Annotated in this window: 21 protein-coding genes; 14 read left to right on the top strand and 7 right to left on the bottom strand. The window is 63.5% G+C overall.

Annotation, left to right across the window (positions count from 1 at the left end):
* Nucleotide 1 precedes the first annotated feature (1 nt).
* The 9 genes from glmU to ACREBX_RS02645 are packed head-to-tail and all read left to right on the top strand — an operon-like array spanning nucleotide 2 to nucleotide 6,126.
* Nucleotides 2–1,354, top strand: a complete 1,353-nt coding sequence (gene glmU, locus ACREBX_RS02685) for a bifunctional UDP-N-acetylglucosamine diphosphorylase/glucosamine-1-phosphate N-acetyltransferase GlmU (protein ID WP_431560212.1) — start codon at nucleotides 2–4, stop codon at nucleotides 1,352–1,354.
* Between the two features lie 3 nt (nucleotides 1,355–1,357).
* The gene (locus tag ACREBX_RS02680) at nucleotides 1,358–1,900 is read left to right on the top strand and encodes a GNAT family N-acetyltransferase (RefSeq protein WP_431560211.1); all 543 of its coding nucleotides are present in this window, start codon (nucleotides 1,358–1,360) and stop codon (nucleotides 1,898–1,900) included.
* The gene (locus ACREBX_RS02675; RefSeq protein WP_431560210.1) at nucleotides 1,893–2,207 is read left to right on the top strand and encodes a hypothetical protein; all 315 of its coding nucleotides are present in this window, start codon (nucleotides 1,893–1,895) and stop codon (nucleotides 2,205–2,207) included. The genes ACREBX_RS02680 and ACREBX_RS02675 overlap by 8 nt, the downstream gene beginning before the upstream one ends.
* Nucleotides 2,204–2,668 carry an N-acetyltransferase family protein gene (locus ACREBX_RS02670; RefSeq protein WP_431560209.1) on the top strand — a complete coding sequence of 155 codons (465 nt, stop codon included), beginning with the start codon at nucleotides 2,204–2,206 and terminating at the stop codon, nucleotides 2,666–2,668. The genes ACREBX_RS02675 and ACREBX_RS02670 overlap by 4 nt, the downstream gene beginning before the upstream one ends.
* A gap of 30 nt (nucleotides 2,669–2,698) precedes the next feature.
* Entirely contained in the window at nucleotides 2,699–2,923 is a 225-nt protein-coding gene (locus ACREBX_RS02665; protein WP_431560208.1) for a CopG family transcriptional regulator, read from the top strand.
* The gene (locus ACREBX_RS02660; protein WP_431560207.1) at nucleotides 2,920–3,288 is read left to right on the top strand and encodes a PIN domain-containing protein; all 369 of its coding nucleotides are present in this window, start codon (nucleotides 2,920–2,922) and stop codon (nucleotides 3,286–3,288) included. Before ACREBX_RS02665 ends, ACREBX_RS02660 begins: the two co-directional genes overlap by 4 nt.
* Nucleotides 3,289–3,304: 16 nt before the next feature.
* Nucleotides 3,305–5,128, top strand: coding sequence for a glutamine--fructose-6-phosphate transaminase (isomerizing) (gene glmS / locus ACREBX_RS02655; protein ID WP_431560206.1), 1,824 nt, complete (start codon nucleotides 3,305–3,307; stop codon nucleotides 5,126–5,128).
* Complete coding sequence (locus tag ACREBX_RS02650) at nucleotides 5,125–5,682, top strand: STM3941 family protein (protein ID WP_431560205.1); 558 nt, start codon at nucleotides 5,125–5,127, stop codon at nucleotides 5,680–5,682. The genes glmS and ACREBX_RS02650 overlap by 4 nt, the downstream gene beginning before the upstream one ends.
* 30 nt (nucleotides 5,683–5,712) lie before the next feature.
* Nucleotides 5,713–6,126, top strand: coding sequence for a GFA family protein (locus ACREBX_RS02645; protein ID WP_431560204.1), 414 nt, complete (start codon nucleotides 5,713–5,715; stop codon nucleotides 6,124–6,126).
* Between the two features lie 18 nt (nucleotides 6,127–6,144).
* On the opposite strand, the gene ACREBX_RS02640 is transcribed toward ACREBX_RS02645, so the two are convergent.
* Complete coding sequence (locus ACREBX_RS02640; protein ID WP_431560203.1) at nucleotides 6,145–6,333, bottom strand: hypothetical protein; 189 nt, start codon at nucleotides 6,331–6,333, stop codon at nucleotides 6,145–6,147.
* 39 nt (nucleotides 6,334–6,372) lie between these two features.
* Between ACREBX_RS02640 and ACREBX_RS02635 the strand changes: the two genes are divergently transcribed.
* The gene (locus ACREBX_RS02635) at nucleotides 6,373–7,062 is read left to right on the top strand and encodes an HAD family hydrolase (RefSeq protein WP_431560202.1); all 690 of its coding nucleotides are present in this window, start codon (nucleotides 6,373–6,375) and stop codon (nucleotides 7,060–7,062) included.
* Nucleotides 7,063–7,321: 259 nt separating this feature from the next.
* Nucleotides 7,322–8,194, top strand: a complete 873-nt coding sequence (locus ACREBX_RS02630) for a dienelactone hydrolase family protein (protein WP_431560201.1) — start codon at nucleotides 7,322–7,324, stop codon at nucleotides 8,192–8,194.
* A gap of 5 nt (nucleotides 8,195–8,199) precedes the next feature.
* On the opposite strand, the gene ACREBX_RS02625 is transcribed toward ACREBX_RS02630, so the two are convergent.
* Both ACREBX_RS02625 and ACREBX_RS02620 read right to left on the bottom strand, forming a co-directional pair.
* Nucleotides 8,200–8,775: a hypothetical protein gene (locus tag ACREBX_RS02625; protein ID WP_431560200.1), complete on the bottom strand. Its 576-nt coding sequence runs from the start codon at nucleotides 8,773–8,775 to the stop codon at nucleotides 8,200–8,202.
* A gap of 14 nt (nucleotides 8,776–8,789) precedes the next feature.
* Nucleotides 8,790–9,257 carry a DUF411 domain-containing protein gene (locus ACREBX_RS02620; protein WP_431560199.1) on the bottom strand — a complete coding sequence of 156 codons (468 nt, stop codon included), beginning with the start codon at nucleotides 9,255–9,257 and terminating at the stop codon, nucleotides 8,790–8,792.
* Nucleotides 9,258–9,304: 47 nt separating this feature from the next.
* On the opposite strand from ACREBX_RS02620, the gene ACREBX_RS02615 reads away from it, so the two are divergent.
* Nucleotides 9,305–9,619, top strand: coding sequence for a hypothetical protein (locus ACREBX_RS02615; protein ID WP_431560198.1), 315 nt, complete (start codon nucleotides 9,305–9,307; stop codon nucleotides 9,617–9,619).
* Nucleotides 9,620–9,804: 185 nt separating this feature from the next.
* Here ACREBX_RS02615 and ACREBX_RS02610 read toward each other — a convergent pair whose 3' ends face one another.
* Nucleotides 9,805–10,821 carry an aldo/keto reductase gene (locus ACREBX_RS02610; RefSeq protein ID WP_431560197.1) on the bottom strand — a complete coding sequence of 339 codons (1,017 nt, stop codon included), beginning with the start codon at nucleotides 10,819–10,821 and terminating at the stop codon, nucleotides 9,805–9,807.
* A 77-nt stretch (nucleotides 10,822–10,898) separates the two neighbouring features.
* Nucleotides 10,899–11,489 (bottom strand): LysE family translocator, encoded by a 591-nt coding sequence (locus tag ACREBX_RS02605; RefSeq protein ID WP_431560196.1) that lies wholly within the window; start codon nucleotides 11,487–11,489, stop codon nucleotides 10,899–10,901.
* 74 nt (nucleotides 11,490–11,563) lie between these two features.
* Here ACREBX_RS02605 and ACREBX_RS02600 point away from each other — a divergent pair, with 74 nt between their 5' ends.
* Nucleotides 11,564–12,016 (top strand): Lrp/AsnC family transcriptional regulator, encoded by a 453-nt coding sequence (locus ACREBX_RS02600; RefSeq protein ID WP_431560195.1) that lies wholly within the window; start codon nucleotides 11,564–11,566, stop codon nucleotides 12,014–12,016.
* A gap of 184 nt (nucleotides 12,017–12,200) precedes the next feature.
* On the opposite strand, the gene ACREBX_RS02595 is transcribed toward ACREBX_RS02600, so the two are convergent.
* Together ACREBX_RS02595 and ACREBX_RS02590 are read right to left on the bottom strand one after the other, a co-directional pair.
* Nucleotides 12,201–13,220 carry a P63C domain-containing protein gene (locus ACREBX_RS02595; RefSeq protein WP_431560194.1) on the bottom strand — a complete coding sequence of 340 codons (1,020 nt, stop codon included), beginning with the start codon at nucleotides 13,218–13,220 and terminating at the stop codon, nucleotides 12,201–12,203.
* Entirely contained in the window at nucleotides 13,217–14,122 is a 906-nt protein-coding gene (locus ACREBX_RS02590) for an IS1595 family transposase (RefSeq protein ID WP_431560248.1), read from the bottom strand. The genes ACREBX_RS02595 and ACREBX_RS02590 overlap by 4 nt, the downstream gene beginning before the upstream one ends.
* 157 nt (nucleotides 14,123–14,279) lie before the next feature.
* Between ACREBX_RS02590 and ACREBX_RS02585 the strand changes: the two genes are divergently transcribed.
* A complete protein-coding gene (locus ACREBX_RS02585) occupies nucleotides 14,280–15,266 on the top strand; it encodes an LLM class flavin-dependent oxidoreductase (protein WP_431560193.1) in 987 nt (328 codons plus the stop codon).
* Nucleotides 15,267–15,389 lie beyond the last annotated feature (123 nt).

The following is a 15,389-nucleotide window of genomic DNA, read 5'->3' as shown; positions in this document are numbered from 1 at the left end:
CATGAGCAATCCCATCGCCGCTATCGTCCTTGCCGCGGGCAAAGGCACCCGCATGAAGTCCGACCTGCACAAGGTGCTGCACCCGATCGCGGGGCGGCCGATGCTGCTACACCTGATGGCGAGCATCGACGAACTGAGCCCCGCCAAGAAGGTCGTGATCGTCGGCGACAAGGCCGATCAGCTCGAAGCCGCGCTGGCGGGCAGCGCCGATCTGGCGGTGCAGGATCCGCAGCTCGGCACTGGTCATGCGGTGCAGCAGGGCGAACAGGCGCTGGCGGGTTTCGACGGCGATGTGCTGATCCTCTATGGCGACGTGCCTTTCGTTCCTGCGGCGACGATGCGCGCGATGATCGACCGGCTGAACGCCCCCGATGCGCCGGCGGTCGTCGTGCTCGCGTTCGAGCCCGCCGATGCGCAGCAATATGGCCGCGTGATCACCAAAGGCGACTATGTCACCAAGATGGTCGAGCACAAGGATGCGACCGACGCCGAACGCGCAGTACGTCTCTGCAATTCGGGGCTGATGGCGGCGAAATCGGCCGACCTCTTCGCGCTGCTGGCGCGCGTCACCGACGACAATGCGGCGAAGGAATATTACCTCGTCGACATCGTCAATATCGCGAATGCCGACGGGCGCCATTGTGCGGTCGTCGTCACCGATCCCTACGACGTCGCGGGGATCAACAGTCGCGGCGAACTCGCGGGACTAGAAGGCGAGTGGCAGGCGCGGCGGCGCGAGCAGGCGATGGTCGACGGCGCGAGCCTGATTGCTCCCGACACCGTCTGGTTCGCGTGGGATACCAAGCTCGGCCGCGATGTGCTGATCGAGCCCAATGTCTTTTTCGGCCCGGGCGCGACCATCGCCGACAATGTGAAGATTCGCGCGAATTGCCATATCGAAGGCGCCATCGTCGGCACCGGCTGCGAAGTCGGCCCGTTCGCGCGCCTCCGCCCCGGCACGATCCTCGGCGAGAAGGCCAAGATCGGCAATTTCGTCGAGACGAAGAAGGCGGTGCTCGGCAAGGGCGCGAAGGCGAACCACCTTACCTATCTTGGCGACGTCACCGTGGGGGCCGGCGCAAACATCGGCGCAGGCACGATCACCTGCAACTATGATGGCTATTTCAAATATAAGACCGAGATCGGCGAGAATGCCTTCATCGGATCGAACAGCGCGTTGATCGCGCCGGTCAAGATCGGCCGCGACGCGATCGTCGCCGCGGGCAGTGCGGTGACCGCCGACGTCGCCGATGGCGAGCTTCGCCTCGTTCGCGCCGAGCAACTGGTCAAGCCCGGCTGGGCCGACCGCTTCCACGATGCGATGCGCAAGAAAAAAGCGGCGGAGAAGAAATAGCCCATGTCCGCGCCGACGCTGACGACCGCGCGCCTCGTGCTGCGCCAGCTGCGCGAGGATGACGCCGCCGCGCTGTTCCCGGTGCTGTCCGATCCCGAGGTGATGATCTGGTGGTCGAGTGGGCCGCACGCATCGCCCGCCGAGACCGCGGACTATGTCAAAGGCAATGCCGCCGAAGGGCGGGGCTATCTTTGCTGGGCGATCACCGCGGGCGATGACGCGGCGCTCGGCTGGGTGATCCTGATCGACGGAAAGCCCGACGTGAAAGAGATTGGTTATATCCTGCGCCGTGACCAATGGGGCAGCGGCATCGCGCGCGAGGCGGTGACGCGGGTGATCGATCATGGTTTTGACGATCTGAAGCTGCGCCGTATCTTTGCCGACACCGACCCCGAAAATCCCGGCTCGATCGGACTGCTCGAGCGCCTTGGCTTTCAGCGCGAAGGCCGGTTGCGCGGCGAGTGGGAAACGCATATCGGCGTGCGCGATTCGCTGATCTACGGGCTGCTCCGCGACGAATGGATGATGGAGAAGACAGATGAGTGACCGCTATACCGACAAGCCGTTCCTGCGTTTTGTCGACGCCTGGGTGCTGAAGGCGATCGGCCATCTCGACGCGGCGACCGAGACCTATTGCAAGGCGATGGTGCCGCAGCTCGAACAGAGCTTCGGTGCGACGGGCAACTGGGAACAGATCGTCGAGCAGCAGATGAAGTTCGGCCCCGAATTGAAGGCGCAGATCCTGAAAATCTGGACCGACGGCAAAGCGCGCTTTGCCGCGGGCAATGGCGCGGCGCCCGATCCGGTGCAGTTCGCGATGATCTTCGTCGACCGGAATTTCGGGCGGGCATGAGCAACCTGATCGTCCGACCGGCGGCGCGCGCCGACCATGACCGCTGGCTGGCTTTATGGGACGGCTACAACGCATTCTACGGCCGCAGCGGCGATACCGCGCTGGCACCCGAGATCACGGCTGCGACCTGGGAGCGCTTCTTCGATCCCTATGAGCCGATGTTCGCGCTCGTCGCCGAGCAGGACGGCGCGCTTCTCGGCCTCACCCACTATCTTTTGCATCGCAGCACGACGTCGTTGCTGCCGTCGCTTTACCTGCAAGACCTGTTCACCACCGCCGAAGCGCGCGGAAAGGGCGTCGGTCGCGCGCTGATCGAGGCCGTCTATGGCGCAGCTAAGGAGCGTTCGTTGCCGCGCGTCTATTGGTTGACGCATGAAACCAACGACACGGCGATGATGCTCTATGATCGCATTGCCGAAAAATCCGGATTTGTCGTCTACAGGAAGATGCTGCCGGCTTGATTTGATATCATGATATGATATCAGCGAAGCATGCGCTTCCTTGCCGACATTCCCGATGACGATATTCAGTGGCTCGACGCGCTCGCGGCCCAGCAAGGCGTGTCGCGTGCCGAACTCGTTCGCCGCGCGGTGACGGCCTATCGTGCCGATGTGTCGGGGGACGCGATCGACAATGCGTTCGGCATCTGGCGCGGCCGCACCGACATCGGCGACGGGCTGAAATATCAGCGGCGCCTCAGGGGCAAGCGCGAATGATCGACGCGCAGTTCGACAGCGATATTTTGATCGATGCGCTGAGCGGCGTCGAGGCGGCGCGTGCCGAAATCCGCCGCGCCGGGCGCAAGAGCATCAGCCGGATCAGCTGGACCGAAGTCATGTCCGCCGCCGATCCCGCATCGGTGAAAGCGGTCGAAGCCTTCCTCGGCTGTTTCCAGGTCGAGGAGGTCGGCGACGCGGTCGCGCGCCGCGCCGCGGCGCTGCGGGCAGAGCGCAAGGGCTTGACCTTGGCCGACGCTTTCGTACTGGCGACCGCGCAGATCGGCGGACGCATCCTCGTCACGCGCAATATCAAGGTGTTTCCGGCGGCGATGCCGGGTATTCGCGTTCCCTACACGCTGTAAAAGAAAGCCATTATCCATGTGCGGAATTATCGGAATCATCGGCACGGCCCAGGTCGCGGACCGCCTCGTCGACGGGCTGAAGCGCATGGAATATCGCGGCTATGACTCGGCGGGCGTATGCACGGTCGAGGGCGGCCAGCTGATCCGCCGCCGCGCCGAGGGCAAGCTCGGCAATCTCGTCAAGGAGCTTGCGGGCAACCCCGCGCCCGGCACCGTCGGCATCGCGCACACGCGCTGGGCGACGCACGGCGCCCCGACGACGAGCAATGCGCACCCGCACGCAACGGGCGAAGTCGCGCTCGTCCACAATGGCATCATCGAGAATTTCAAGCCGCTGCGCGAGGCGCTCACCGCACGGGGGCGCATCTTCGAAAGCGAGACCGATACCGAAGTCGTCGCGCATCTCGTCAGCGAACAGGTCGAAGCCGGCAAGTCGCCGCAGGACGCGGTCAAGGCGGTGCTCCCCCAGCTCCGCGGCGCCTTCGCGCTCGCGATCGCTTTCCGCCAGCATCCCGATCTCCTCATCGGCGCCCGCCTCGGCTCGCCGCTCGTCGTCGGCTATGGCGACGGTGAAACCTATCTGGGTAGCGACGCGCTCGCGCTGGCGCCGCTGACGCAGAAGATCGCCTATCTCGACGAGGGCGACTGGGTCGTCATCACGCGCGATGGCGCGCAGATCTATGATGCCGCAAACAATCCGGTGACGCGCGAAATCACCACCTCGGGCGTCACCGCCGCTGCGGTCGAGAAGGGCAATTACCGCCACTTCATGCAGAAGGAGATTTTCGAGCAGCCGACCGTCGTCGCGCAGACGCTCTCCTCCTACGTCCGCCCGCTCGAACAGACCGTCGCGCTGCCGCAGATGGATTTCGACCTCGCGGGCGTCGAGCGCATCACGATCGTCGCGTGCGGCACCAGCTTCTATGCCGGCATGGTCGCCAAATACTGGTTCGAGACCTTCGCGCGTGTTCCCGTCGACATCGATGTCGCGTCGGAATTCCGCTACCGCGACCCGGTGCTCCAGCCCGGCGGCCTCGCGCTCTTCATCTCGCAGTCGGGCGAGACCGCCGACACGCTCGCCGCGCTCCGCCATTGCAAGGCGCACGGGCAGACGATCGCGGTCGTCGTCAACGTGCCGACCAGCAGCATGGCGCGCGAAGCCGACCTGCTGCTCCCGACCCATGCCGGCCCCGAGATCGGCGTCGCCTCGACGAAAGCCTTCACCTGCCAGCTCGCGGTGCTCGCCGCTCTCGCTGCGCACCTCGCGCTGAAGAAAGGCAAACTCAGCGCCGCCGACGAGCATGAGATCGTCAGGCATCTGATCGAGGCGCCCGCCGCGCTCAACGCCGCGCTCGCGCACGACGAGGAAATTTCGAAGATGGCGCACCTCGTCGCCCCGGCGCGCGACGTCCTCTATCTCGGCCGCGGCCCCGACTATCCGCTCGCATTGGAAGGCGCGCTCAAGCTCAAGGAAATATCGTACATCCATGCCGAGGGCTATGCGTCGGGCGAAATGAAGCACGGCCCGATCGCGCTGATCGACGAGGCGGTGCCGGTGATCGTCCTCGCGCCGAGCGGGCCGCTGTTCGAAAAGACCGTCAGCAATATGCAGGAGGTCATGGCGCGCGGCGGCAAGGTCGTGCTGATCAGCGACGCCGAGGGCCTCGCCGAAGCCGGCGAAGGCTGCATGGCGACAATCGAAATGCCCAAGGTCCACCCGCTGATCGCGCCGCTCGTCTATGCGGTGCCGGTGCAGTTGCTGGCGTACCATGTCGCGGTCGCGAAGGGCACCGACGTCGACCAGCCGCGCAATCTGGCGAAGTCGGTGACGGTGGAGTGAGCGAGGATCCCTTCATTGCAAGGGATTCCCGGTGGCGCATTGCAGCGGCAATCGCTCTTTGTGTGGGCATTGTCTGGTTTTCCGCTATTTTTGCGGGGCTGATTGTTCCCGCACAAGGCGTGAAACGACAGATTGTCGGCTGGATTTGCCTGATCTTCTTCGGGATCGCGGGAATCGGCCTTCTGCCACGCTTGTTTCGTTCGGCCGAACGCGTCAGAATTTCATCCAGAGGAATTTATTCGCGCTCTTGGTCGGAGGATACGATCCCGTGGCAAGAAATCTCGCGAATTACGACTTGGGGGAGCCGTGGCAAGACGGAATTCATCCTGTTGCGCCTCACGCGCCCCGACCGGTTTCCGCCTTCGCACCCGGCTGGCTATTTTTCGAAGGCGAACGCCCTGTTCGGGGTCCGCGCCGATATCTGGATCGGCTTTACGTTAACCGACCGGCGCATCGAGGAGGCACTTGCCGCTATTGACCGGTTCCAAAATCCGCCTGAGCCCGCCGTCCATCCTGCGCCTGCGCGACCGGGTTTTGGGCGCCGCCGCGTGTGATGCAATGATTCAAGGATATATGAGGGACCGATGAGCTGGAATACCACCTGCCACTGCGGCGCTGTCTCGGTGCGGCTCGCCAAGGCGCCCGAGGAAATCGCCGAGTGCAATTGCTCGCTCTGCTTCTCGCATGGCATCCTCTGGGCTTATTTGTCGCCGCGCGACGTCGTGATCGAGGGTGCGACGCGAACCTATAATCGCGCCGATCGCGAAAACCCCAATTCGGACCTCCATTTTTGTGGGACTTGCGGTTGCACGACGCATTGGTCGGCGACCGCCGGACTGATCGAACGGATGGGGGGCGAGGTCGATCTGATGGGCGTCAACATGCGCCTGTTCGACCCGGCGCAGCTCAGCGGGTTGAAGCTGAGTTTCCCCGACGGGCGCGGCTGGTCGGGCGAGGGGGCGTGGGGTTATGCGCGTGGGCATGAAGTCATGCGCTGACGCTCGGTCGTCAGAATATCACTCCGGCGCGTTGGCCTGCGCCAGAACGGATTCAGCGATTTCCTCGATCTTGCCGGCGACGAGCAAGGGTGCGCCGCCGACCATGCCGACCTGGGTCTGGCCATTTTCATAGTCGCGGAGCCAGGCGACATTTTCGGCGACGACCAGGTAATTGCCGCCGCGCGATTTTAGGGAAATGAATTTCACTGGGGTGTCTCCTGATCCCCGATGCTCTAGGCGGAAAATATGAAGAATATGAGATCGATCCCTCCCGCCGCGATCATCTTCGATTTCGACGGCGTCGTCGCCGACAGCGAGGTGCGCGCCAACCTGTCGCTGGCCGAGAGCCTGACCGCCGCCGGCATGCCCGCGACCTATGACGAATGCCTGCGCGACTATTACGGCCATAACTGGCAGGAGATCGAGCGGCGGATTATTGCACGCTATGGCCGCGCGCTGCCGGCCGATTTCCGCGAGACGCACCGCGAACGGGCGCGGGCGCGCTATATGGATGGTTTCGATGCCGTTCCGGGCGTCGGCGACTTCCTCGGCACACTGGGTTCCATGCCGCGCGCGATCGCTTCGTCGAGCCGCGCCGAATATATCGGCTGGGCGCTCGGGCTGTTCGGGCTCGGCCATCATTTCGGCGAGCATGTCTACAGCGCCGACGGCTGGGACCGCGGCAAGCCGCATCCCGACATCTATCTCGCCGCCGCGAAGGGGCTGGGCGTCGATCCGGCGCAATGTCTCGCGATCGAGGATTCACCGACCGGCGCGCAGGCCGGGCTTGCGGCGGGCATGACCGTCGTCGGCTTCTGCGGCGCCGGGCACATCGTCGACCGCGCGGGCCACGCCGCGATGCTGCGCAAGGTCGGCGTGCATCATATCGCGCTGACCTTCGAAGAAGTGGCGGCTCTGACGTTCAACGACAATTGATCCTCCCTGTGGCGCAGCCATGGGGAGGTGGCAGCGCAAAGCGCTGACGGAGGGGCTGATAGAGCGACGTCGCTGCCCCTCCACCTCCCCATGGCTGCGCCAGAGGGAGGATTTGAACAGCAAAAACCGCTGTCCTACTTTGAGCGCCTGGATTAGCTTCGCGCCCGGTTCGATCCCGATCGCGGGATGAAATATGCAATCGCGAATGAAGTTACGCAGTTTTCCGCGACTTTTCATAACGCCTTTCGAGGAGAGAGATATGTGCACCGAAAACACCGAAGCCGATCTCGACCGCGCGGGACTGTCCGTCGGGCGGCGTAATTTTGCCGCGCTTGCGGGTGCTGGCGCGTTGATCGCGGCGCTGCCTGCGCGTGCGATCGCGGGCAAGCCCGTGAAGGGCCGCGATGTCGAGATCAAGACCGACGATGGCATCTGCGACGCCTATTTTGTCGCGCCCGCGAGCGGCAAGCATCCCGGCGTCCTGATCTGGCCCGACATTCGCGGGCTTCGCCCTGCCTTTCGCCAGATGGCCGACCGGCTGGCGGGCGAGGGCTATGCGGTGCTGTGCGTCAATCCCTTCTATCGCTGGCAGAAGTCGCCGGTGGTCGATGCCGCCAACGATTTCAATAACCCCGCGATCCGCGAGAAGCTGTTCGGTTATCTGAAGCAGCTGACGCGCCCGATCGTCGAGACCGACGCGAAGGCGCACCTCGCCTTTCTCGACGCGCAGAAGGAGGTCGATACGAAGCGCAAGATCGGCACCACCGGTTACTGCATGGGCGGGGCGATGACGATCTATACCGCGGCGCTGAAGCCCGATCGCGTCGGCGCGGCGGGGAGCTTCCATGGCGGCGGCGTCGGCACCGACAAACCCGACAGCCCGCATCTGCTGATCTCCAAGACCAACGCCGGCTACCTGTTCGCGATCGCCGACAATGACGACAAGGAAAATCCGAACGAGAAGGTGCTGCTCAAGGCCGTTCTCGAACCGCGCAAGCAGTGGCACGAGGTCGAGGTTTACGAAGGCGCGATGCACGGATGGTGCCCGCCCGATGGCCGCGCCTATAACGAAGCGGCGGCCGAAAAGGCGTGGGCGCGGATGCTGGCGTTGTTCAAGGCCGAGCTGGCCTGACGTCGCTAGCTTGGCAGGGCTTCGAGCAGGGCCTTGCCGCGCGGCGAAAGGCGATATCCGGTCTCGAGACTTTCGGTCAGGCCAAGCTCCTTGAGTTTGCGGATATTCTGCTTGAGCCGCGCCTTCTCGACGCCGAGCGATTTTGCAATGCCGGCGGCTGCTTGTCCTTCGTGGGCGGCGATATGGCGCAGGACCGGCAGCGTCCACGGACCGGCGCCCCGGTCGAGGCGATCGAGCTGCTGCGCGAGCGACGCCACCTCGTCTGCCGAAAGATCGCCGGCCTCGCGGAGCGCGATGCGCGGATCGGGCCGATCAAAACGGAAGGCGACGCGATGGGTATCGCCTTCCTGCCGCGCGTCGAGCTCGGCCAGCAATTCGGCGCGCGACACGAAACCGGCCGCGCGCGCATCGGCCTCGGAAATCGCGGCGGAGGCACAGGGCGTCACGCTTTCGATCGCCAGTTCGCCGATCGCGGTGCGCAGCCGTCCACCGGCCTTGACGGTCGGGCGCCGCCAGCGCCGAAAGGCGAGCGTCACTTCGCCGGTCCTGATCCGTTCGAGAATGGCGGCGCGGAACAGCATTGGCCGCCGCGCGATCAGTGCGCGTGCGCGCCGCCGCTCGCGGCGTAGCTTGCATAGACGCGCTGGCCTGCGGGGCCGAAGGTCATGACCTTATAGGCTTCGCGGTGGTCGCCATGCTCCATGCCGGGCGAGCCCATCGGCATGCCCGCGACCGCGAGGCCCTTCACGCCCTTGGGCTTTTCGCGGAGCAGGCGGCCGATTTCTTTCGCGGGCACATGGCCCTCGATCACATAACCGCCGACGAGCACCGTGTGGCAGCTGCGCAGCGCCTGTGGCACGCCCTGCTTGTCCTTGACCGCAGTCATGTCGGGCGAATTCACCACGACCGCCTTCTGTCCGAACGACGCCTTCACCTGCTCGAGCCATTTGAGGCAGCAGCCGCATCCCGCGTCGCGGAACATCGTCGGGTTTGCGGCGTGCGCGGTGCCGATCACGGCGGAGAAAGCGGCGAGGGCGAAAAACGCGCGGCGGGCAGGAATCATCGCAAATCCTTTTGAAAGAGATGGCCGCGAACCTATAGGGCGGGGCTATGAAAGTCCATTTCATCCGGTCGGGCGCGCGCCGCTACGGCATGCGGATCGAGCGCACCAATGCGCCGGTGCTGGTCATGGACCCGGCGCCGGGTTTCGATCCCGACCTGCCGCACGACATGGTGCATTTCGTCGTCGAGGCGGCGCTCGGGCTAAAGACCGGCGTGTTCGGGCAGATCGCCGCGGGCGGCGATGCGGGCTCCTTTCATGTCGAGGCGCGCGGCGCGCTGTCGGCAAAGGAACGCCAGCGCGCGGCGCGCAAGCAGGTCGCGAAGGGAGCGAAGCTGATCAAGAGTCAGGGCAGGGAAGGCTAGCTATCCGAACTCGCCGCCTTCCTGTTCGACATCGCGTGGCGGAGCCCGCCGCGCCCCGACAGCGCCGACGAGCGCGCGCGGATCGACGCCGCGCGGTCGCAGGTTTTTGCGGATTTTGAACGGCTTTCGAAGGCATGGCGCGCTCTGCCCGTTGGCGACGCGCTAGCGCTCGAATGGCCGTCGGCTCACCCCATCGGGTAGAGGATCTCCCTGCTGACCTTGTACAGCGCCTTCATCACATCGTCGCCCAGCACCAGTTCCATCGCGTCGAGGATCGGATCGACCTGATCATAGGCGCTGACCCCGACGATCGTCGAGGCGACGAAGTCGTGCTGCTTCGACCAGGCGGTCGCCATTGTAACGGGATGCAGCCCGGCCTCTTCGGCGATCTTGAGGTAGCGTTCGGTCGCCGCGAGGCTCTTTTCGTTGACGAAGCGCTGGCCCATCACGGCCTGCCGTCCTTCCATGCCGAGGTAGCGCGAGAAACGCGCACCTTCGGGCCGGGCGCCGCCCTGATACTTGCCCGAGAGTACGCCGCCGGCAAGCGGCGAGTAAGGGATCAGGCTGACGCCTTCCTGCCGGCACACCTGCGCCAGTTCGTCCTCGAAGCGGCGGTTGTTGAGGCTGAAATTATTCTGGATCGTGTGAAAGCGCGCGCCGCCCAGTTGGTCCGATGCGGCGAGCGATTTCATCAGCCCCCAGCTCGTTTCGTTCGAGCAGCCGAGGATGCGGACCTTGCCGGCGCGGACGAGCTCGTCGAGCGCGTCCATCATCTCGTCGTACGGCGCATCATGGTCGGGCCAGTGCGTCTGGTAGAGATCGATATAGTCGGTCTGCAGCCGCGTCAGGCTGTCGTCGACCGCCTGGAAGATATTCTTGCGGTCGAGCGCCGTCATGCCGCCCCGGCACGGCGACTTGAACCAGACGTGGCTCGGCCCCGACACCTTGGTCGCGAGGATGATCGCATCGCGCGGCTTGGTTTTCATCCAGCGCCCGACGATCTCCTCGGTGCGGCCGACCCATTTGACGTCGGGCGGCACCGGATAGCCCTCGGCGGTGTCATAGAAATTGATCCCCGCGTCGAAGCAGCGGTCGAGGACGCGGAACGCTTCGGCCTCGTCGGTCTGGCTGCCGAAGGTCATCGTCCCCATGCAGATGTCGGACACATGGATGGCGCTCGTGCCGAGGCGGCGGCTCTGCATGCTCTTGTTCTCCGGTCAGAAGAGGGGGGCGCCGTCCATAGGTTGCGGGATGCAACCTTGCAATCAGATCAGCCGGGTTAAATCAGGAGGGCGAGCGATCCGACGAGCAATGCCGCCATCGTCCAGTTGAACACCTTGAGCCGCGCCGGGCTCGACAACCAGCTGCGCATAACCTGACCCATCACCGCCCACAGGCTGGTCGAGGGCAGGTTGATGATCCCGAAGATCAGCGCGACAAGCAGCACGGCGCCGAGATTGCGGTCTGGCGCATAGAGCGCGATCGCGGTCAGCGCCATCGACCAGGCTTTGGGGTTCACCCACTGGAACAGCACGGCCTGGAAGAAGGTCATCGGCTTGCCGCGCGCGCCGCTTTCGGTGTCGGGTGCGGCGGAATTCGCGATCTTCCACGCGAGCCATAGCAGATAGACGACGCTCACCACCTTGAGCACGGTGTTCAGAACCGGGAACAGGTCGAACAATCCCATCAGCCCGACGCCAACGAGGACGATCATCAGCGTGAAGCCGAACCCGACGCCGAGTGCGTGCGGCACGGTGCGGCGCAGGCCGAAATTGGCGCCCGACGCCATCAGCATCATATTATTCGGCCCCGGCGTGATCGACGAGACGAGCGCGAAGGCGGAGAGGGCGAGGAGAGCGGTCTGTTCCATGTCGCGCAATATAATGCGTTTTGCGATGCTATGGGTTGCAAAGATCGGCGTCGATGAGATAGATTATGCAATCTATGACCAAGATAGACACCATTGGCCGCAAGATATTGCATGAATTGTCGCGCGACGGGCGAATCTCGAACCTCGAACTTGCCGAGCGCGTTGGGCTGTCCCCCTCGGCGTGCCTGCGCCGCGTGCAGGAGCTAGAGCGCAGCGGCGTGATCGCAGGCTATCGTGCGCGGATCGATCCGGCGAAGCTTGGTCTGACCTTCCTCGCCTATGTGACCGTCGGCCTGTCGACGCATACCAAGAAGGCGCAGGGCGATTTCGAGGCGGCGATGGCGGATGCGCCCGAAGTACGCGAATGCCACAACATCACCGGCGCAATCGAATATCTGCTGCGCATCGAGACCGAGGACCTGGCGGCCTACAAGCATTTCCATACCGAAGTGCTCGGGATGCTGCCGCAGGTCCACTCGATCACCACCTATGTGCTGATGGATTCGCCAAAGGACGAACGCGCGTAGTTTCGCCCTCTCCTTCAGGGGAGGGCAGCGAGACTTGGGAGCTTGCTCCCTAGTCGCAGCGGGTGGGGGCCATCGACCTTGCGCCACGCCGACAGCCCCCACCCCAACCCCTCCCCTGAAGGGGCCTACATACCTGTGTGACCCATAGGCTGGATCCGCCCAAAACGCGGGCGGATCCAATTTTTCAGTCGTCGAGCAGATCGTACTGATCGCCCTTTTTGGGGAAGCGCTTCATGAACAGCTTTTTAAACTGCGTCACCGTGTCTGACACGGCCATGAGGGTCTGAACTTCCTGGACTTGGCGTTTCAGCTTTTCGATGCCGTAGCCCAGCGTCAAATGCTGGTGGAAACGGGCCTTGCGGGTGCCCTTGGCGTCGATTTTGGGATTGATGCGATCCAGTTCTTCCAAAACCGCGCCATTCTCAAGGGGCTGATAGACATAGGAGCGGGTGAACTTGCCAAAGTGCTGTGGCCGGTTCTGGATTACTGCGCCGGTTCCGGTCTTGGTGAGGCTCTTGCTGCCATACAGGCGGTTCAGATCATCATAGTAGGAATCGGGGAATTGCTTTTCCCACTCCCGCTTTTCCTCATCGATATACTGCTGGATGAGGATTCGCAGGGCTTTGGGATCGCGGATCTGTTGGTAGCCGGTTGCTTCGTCGATCAGCGCGACCACGCCGACCTTGGCGAAGGCGTTGAGAAGGATCTGCGCCCGAACAGCCAAGCGAGACTGGGCCTTGGTCAATTTCCCATCGCGATCCGCTGCTACGATGGCTTTTGCCACGTCCGCAAGGACGTCTGCGTCATAACCGTGCGCCAGATCCTGAGTCAGGGGTTTGAAATTAATGGGATTATTGATCTTTTCACGCAAGGCTGAGGGCAACCCGGATCCAAGCCCCTTGCCGGACATGGTTTTCATGAAGGCATTGCCGCCTTCTGATTTCAAGCCCAGAGCGCGCGCCATCCCGCGCTTGTGAAAAACGCGCCGTCCGTCCCCAAGGACGTAGCAATCGAGCAACAGGTCGCCGACCGTCATTTGCCCTTGGTGTGTCGCCTTGGGCAAATCGATTTCGCTCCCGGTCGGGGTGTCGTCGTCGTCTTTCACGTCTTCAAGCTCCTTTGGATCTGTGCCGATGAAGCGCTCCAAGGCTTCATCGAACGGAATATCTATGGAAAGCGGCTTGTCTTTTTTCTTGTCTGTCATGCGATCAATTCCCGATAGGTGAGGCGACCAGTGGTCTGTGCGAGGAGGGCGTTCACGCGATCACCTTCGCCGGTGTCGCGCTCGTTAAAACGCCACGCCACTTCACCGACGTAGGCGTTCAGGTGCTTGGCGCTGACAAAATGGTGGATCCCGATGATCTGGCGCTTCAACAGCGACCAAAAGCCTTCGATGCCATTGGTGTGGTGGTCGCCGCGCGAATATTCGCCCGCGCTGTGGCGGACAACGTCGTGATTGAAGGTCCGTGAAAGATTGCGGTAACCGCTGTGTTCGTCCGTCGAAACAGAGATTGCGTCCGGCGACACCACGGCGTGCGCGAAGCCATCCAATGTTGCGGTGTCGGTGCGGTCGATCACCGTGGCAATAACGTCACCGCCGCGTTCAAGGGCGCCGATCACCGCTACCTTACCCTTGGTGCCGGGGCCATTTTTCGGGTCGCCCTTGTGGCGGTTCGCAGCCTTGCCGCCGATATACGTCTCGTCGATTTCAACTTCGCCGTTCAGCGGGCGATTGAACGACTTGGTGCGGATTGCATAGCGAAGGCGTTGGGTCATGAACCACGCGGTTTTCTGGGTCACCCCAAGGTCTTTGGCGAGCGTGGTGCTGGCAATGCCCTTTTTGTGCGACGTGATAAGCCAAATCGCCAGCATCCAAGAGCGCAGCGGGATCTTGCTGTCTTCAAAGATCGTGCCGACCTTGATCGAAAACCGCTTACGGCAATCGCCGCACTTGTGGTTCCGCTTGTCCGAGAAATGATAGACGCGGGTCGAGCCGCAGTGCGGGCAGTAAGCCCCGCCCTTCCAACGGATCGACGTGAAATGATCAATCGCAGCCTGTTCGTCGGGGAACGCGGCCATCATTTGAAGAAGAGTGTCGAATTGCATTGCCACCGGATCCAGCCCCTTTTTCTGAAACCAGTTTAGGTGTTTATGTGACCCATGTCAAATGATTTGGGTCACACAAGTATGTAGGTGCCTCCCCTGAAGGGGAGGGGCTTCATCGTGCCTTGAACCGCGTCACCCTCGACCGCATATCGGTTTCATGACGAAACTCTCTTTCCTCGACCTCGTGCCCGTGACCGACACTGGCACGATCTCCCAATCGCTCGCCAACGCCGCCGATCTCGCCCGCCACGCCGAGGCGCTCGGCTATGCGCGCTATTGGGTTGCCGAGCATCATGGCATGACGGGGATCGCGAGTGCCGCGACCTCGGTCGTGCTCGCGCATCTTGGCCAGGCCACCAAGACCATCCGCATCGGTTCCGCCGGCATCATGCTGCCCAACCATGCCCCGATGGTGATCGCCGAGCAGTTCGGGACGCTCGAAGCCTTGTTCCCCGGCCGCGTCGATCTGGGACTGGGGCGCGCGCCGGGGGCGGATCAGCGCGTCGCGCGCGCGCTGCGCCGGACGCTCGCCAGCGACGAGCGCCAGTTTCCGCAGGATGTGCTGGAGCTTCAGGCGTTTCTGGCCGGCGACGACCAACTTGGCATCACTGCGGTGCCGGGCGCCGGCACGCATATCCCGCTGTGGATATTGGGGTCGAGCACCTTTGGCGCACAGCTCGCTGCGATGCTCGGGCTTCCTTACGCGTTCGCAAGCCACTTTGCCCCTGACGCGCTCGACGAGGCGCTCGACATCTATCGTCGCCAGTTCAAGCCGTCGGCGCAGCTCGCCGAGCCTTATGTCGCCGCGGCGTTCAATTCCTTCGCTGCAGATGCGCGCGAAAAAGCCGAACTGCTCGCCTCGTCTCAGCAGCAGGCGTTCGTGGCGCTGCGCACCGGCAATCCGGGCAAGATGCAGCCGCCGCTGGCTGGCTATAAGGACAGCCTGCCGCCTAACGCGCGCGCGATCCTCGACCATGTGCTGCAATGCTCGGCGGTCGGCACCGCCGACGATATTGCGGCGGGGCTGAAGGCGTTCGTTGCCCGCACGAAGGTCGACGAGGTGATCATCGCCTCGTCGATGTACGACCATGATGCGCGCAAACGCTCGCTGGCACTGACGATGGAGGCGGGCAAGGCGCTCTAGGACCAATCGACATTCAGCTCAGGGTGAGTCGAAAATGGTGGTTTTCCGTGACCCGGAGCGCAGCGTACATCTGGTACGTGAGCACCGGAAGCACGGGAAATTGCCATTTGCAGACCGCCATGG

This window comes from Sphingopyxis sp. (assembly GCF_050725655.1).
In the GTDB taxonomy this organism is placed as follows: Bacteria; Pseudomonadota; Alphaproteobacteria; order Sphingomonadales; family Sphingomonadaceae; genus Sphingopyxis.
The sequence above is the reverse complement of the archived record's forward strand: the minus strand, read 5'-3'. Positions and strand labels throughout refer to the sequence as shown.

Bases quoted from the DNA above. Each gene is read 5' to 3' on its own strand.
- glmU (WP_431560212.1), top strand. From the start codon at position 2: ATGAGCAATCCCATCGCCGCTATCGTCCTTGCCGCGGGCAAAGGCACC.
- ACREBX_RS02680 (WP_431560211.1), top strand. From the start codon at position 1,358: ATGTCCGCGCCGACGCTGACGACCGCGCGCCTCGTGCTGCGCCAGCTG.
- ACREBX_RS02675 (WP_431560210.1), top strand. From the start codon at position 1,893: ATGAGTGACCGCTATACCGACAAGCCGTTCCTGCGTTTTGTCGACGCC.
- ACREBX_RS02670 (WP_431560209.1), top strand. From the start codon at position 2,204: ATGAGCAACCTGATCGTCCGACCGGCGGCGCGCGCCGACCATGACCGC.
- ACREBX_RS02665 (WP_431560208.1), top strand. From the start codon at position 2,699: ATGCGCTTCCTTGCCGACATTCCCGATGACGATATTCAGTGGCTCGAC.
- ACREBX_RS02660 (WP_431560207.1), top strand. From the start codon at position 2,920: ATGATCGACGCGCAGTTCGACAGCGATATTTTGATCGATGCGCTGAGC.
- glmS (WP_431560206.1), top strand. From the start codon at position 3,305: ATGTGCGGAATTATCGGAATCATCGGCACGGCCCAGGTCGCGGACCGC.
- ACREBX_RS02645 (WP_431560204.1), top strand. From the start codon at position 5,713: ATGAGCTGGAATACCACCTGCCACTGCGGCGCTGTCTCGGTGCGGCTC.
- ACREBX_RS02635 (WP_431560202.1), top strand. From the start codon at position 6,373: ATGAAGAATATGAGATCGATCCCTCCCGCCGCGATCATCTTCGATTTC.
- ACREBX_RS02630 (WP_431560201.1), top strand. From the start codon at position 7,322: ATGTGCACCGAAAACACCGAAGCCGATCTCGACCGCGCGGGACTGTCC.
- ACREBX_RS02625 (WP_431560200.1), bottom strand. From the start codon at position 8,775: ATGCTGTTCCGCGCCGCCATTCTCGAACGGATCAGGACCGGCGAAGTG.
- ACREBX_RS02620 (WP_431560199.1), bottom strand. From the start codon at position 9,257: ATGATTCCTGCCCGCCGCGCGTTTTTCGCCCTCGCCGCTTTCTCCGCC.
- ACREBX_RS02615 (WP_431560198.1), top strand. From the start codon at position 9,305: ATGAAAGTCCATTTCATCCGGTCGGGCGCGCGCCGCTACGGCATGCGG.
- ACREBX_RS02610 (WP_431560197.1), bottom strand. From the start codon at position 10,821: ATGCAGAGCCGCCGCCTCGGCACGAGCGCCATCCATGTGTCCGACATC.
- ACREBX_RS02605 (WP_431560196.1), bottom strand. From the start codon at position 11,489: ATGGAACAGACCGCTCTCCTCGCCCTCTCCGCCTTCGCGCTCGTCTCG.
- ACREBX_RS02600 (WP_431560195.1), top strand. From the start codon at position 11,564: ATGACCAAGATAGACACCATTGGCCGCAAGATATTGCATGAATTGTCG.
- ACREBX_RS02595 (WP_431560194.1), bottom strand. From the start codon at position 13,220: ATGACAGACAAGAAAAAAGACAAGCCGCTTTCCATAGATATTCCGTTC.
- ACREBX_RS02590 (WP_431560248.1), bottom strand. From the start codon at position 14,122: ATGCAATTCGACACTCTTCTTCAAATGATGGCCGCGTTCCCCGACGAA.
- ACREBX_RS02585 (WP_431560193.1), top strand. From the start codon at position 14,280: ATGACGAAACTCTCTTTCCTCGACCTCGTGCCCGTGACCGACACTGGC.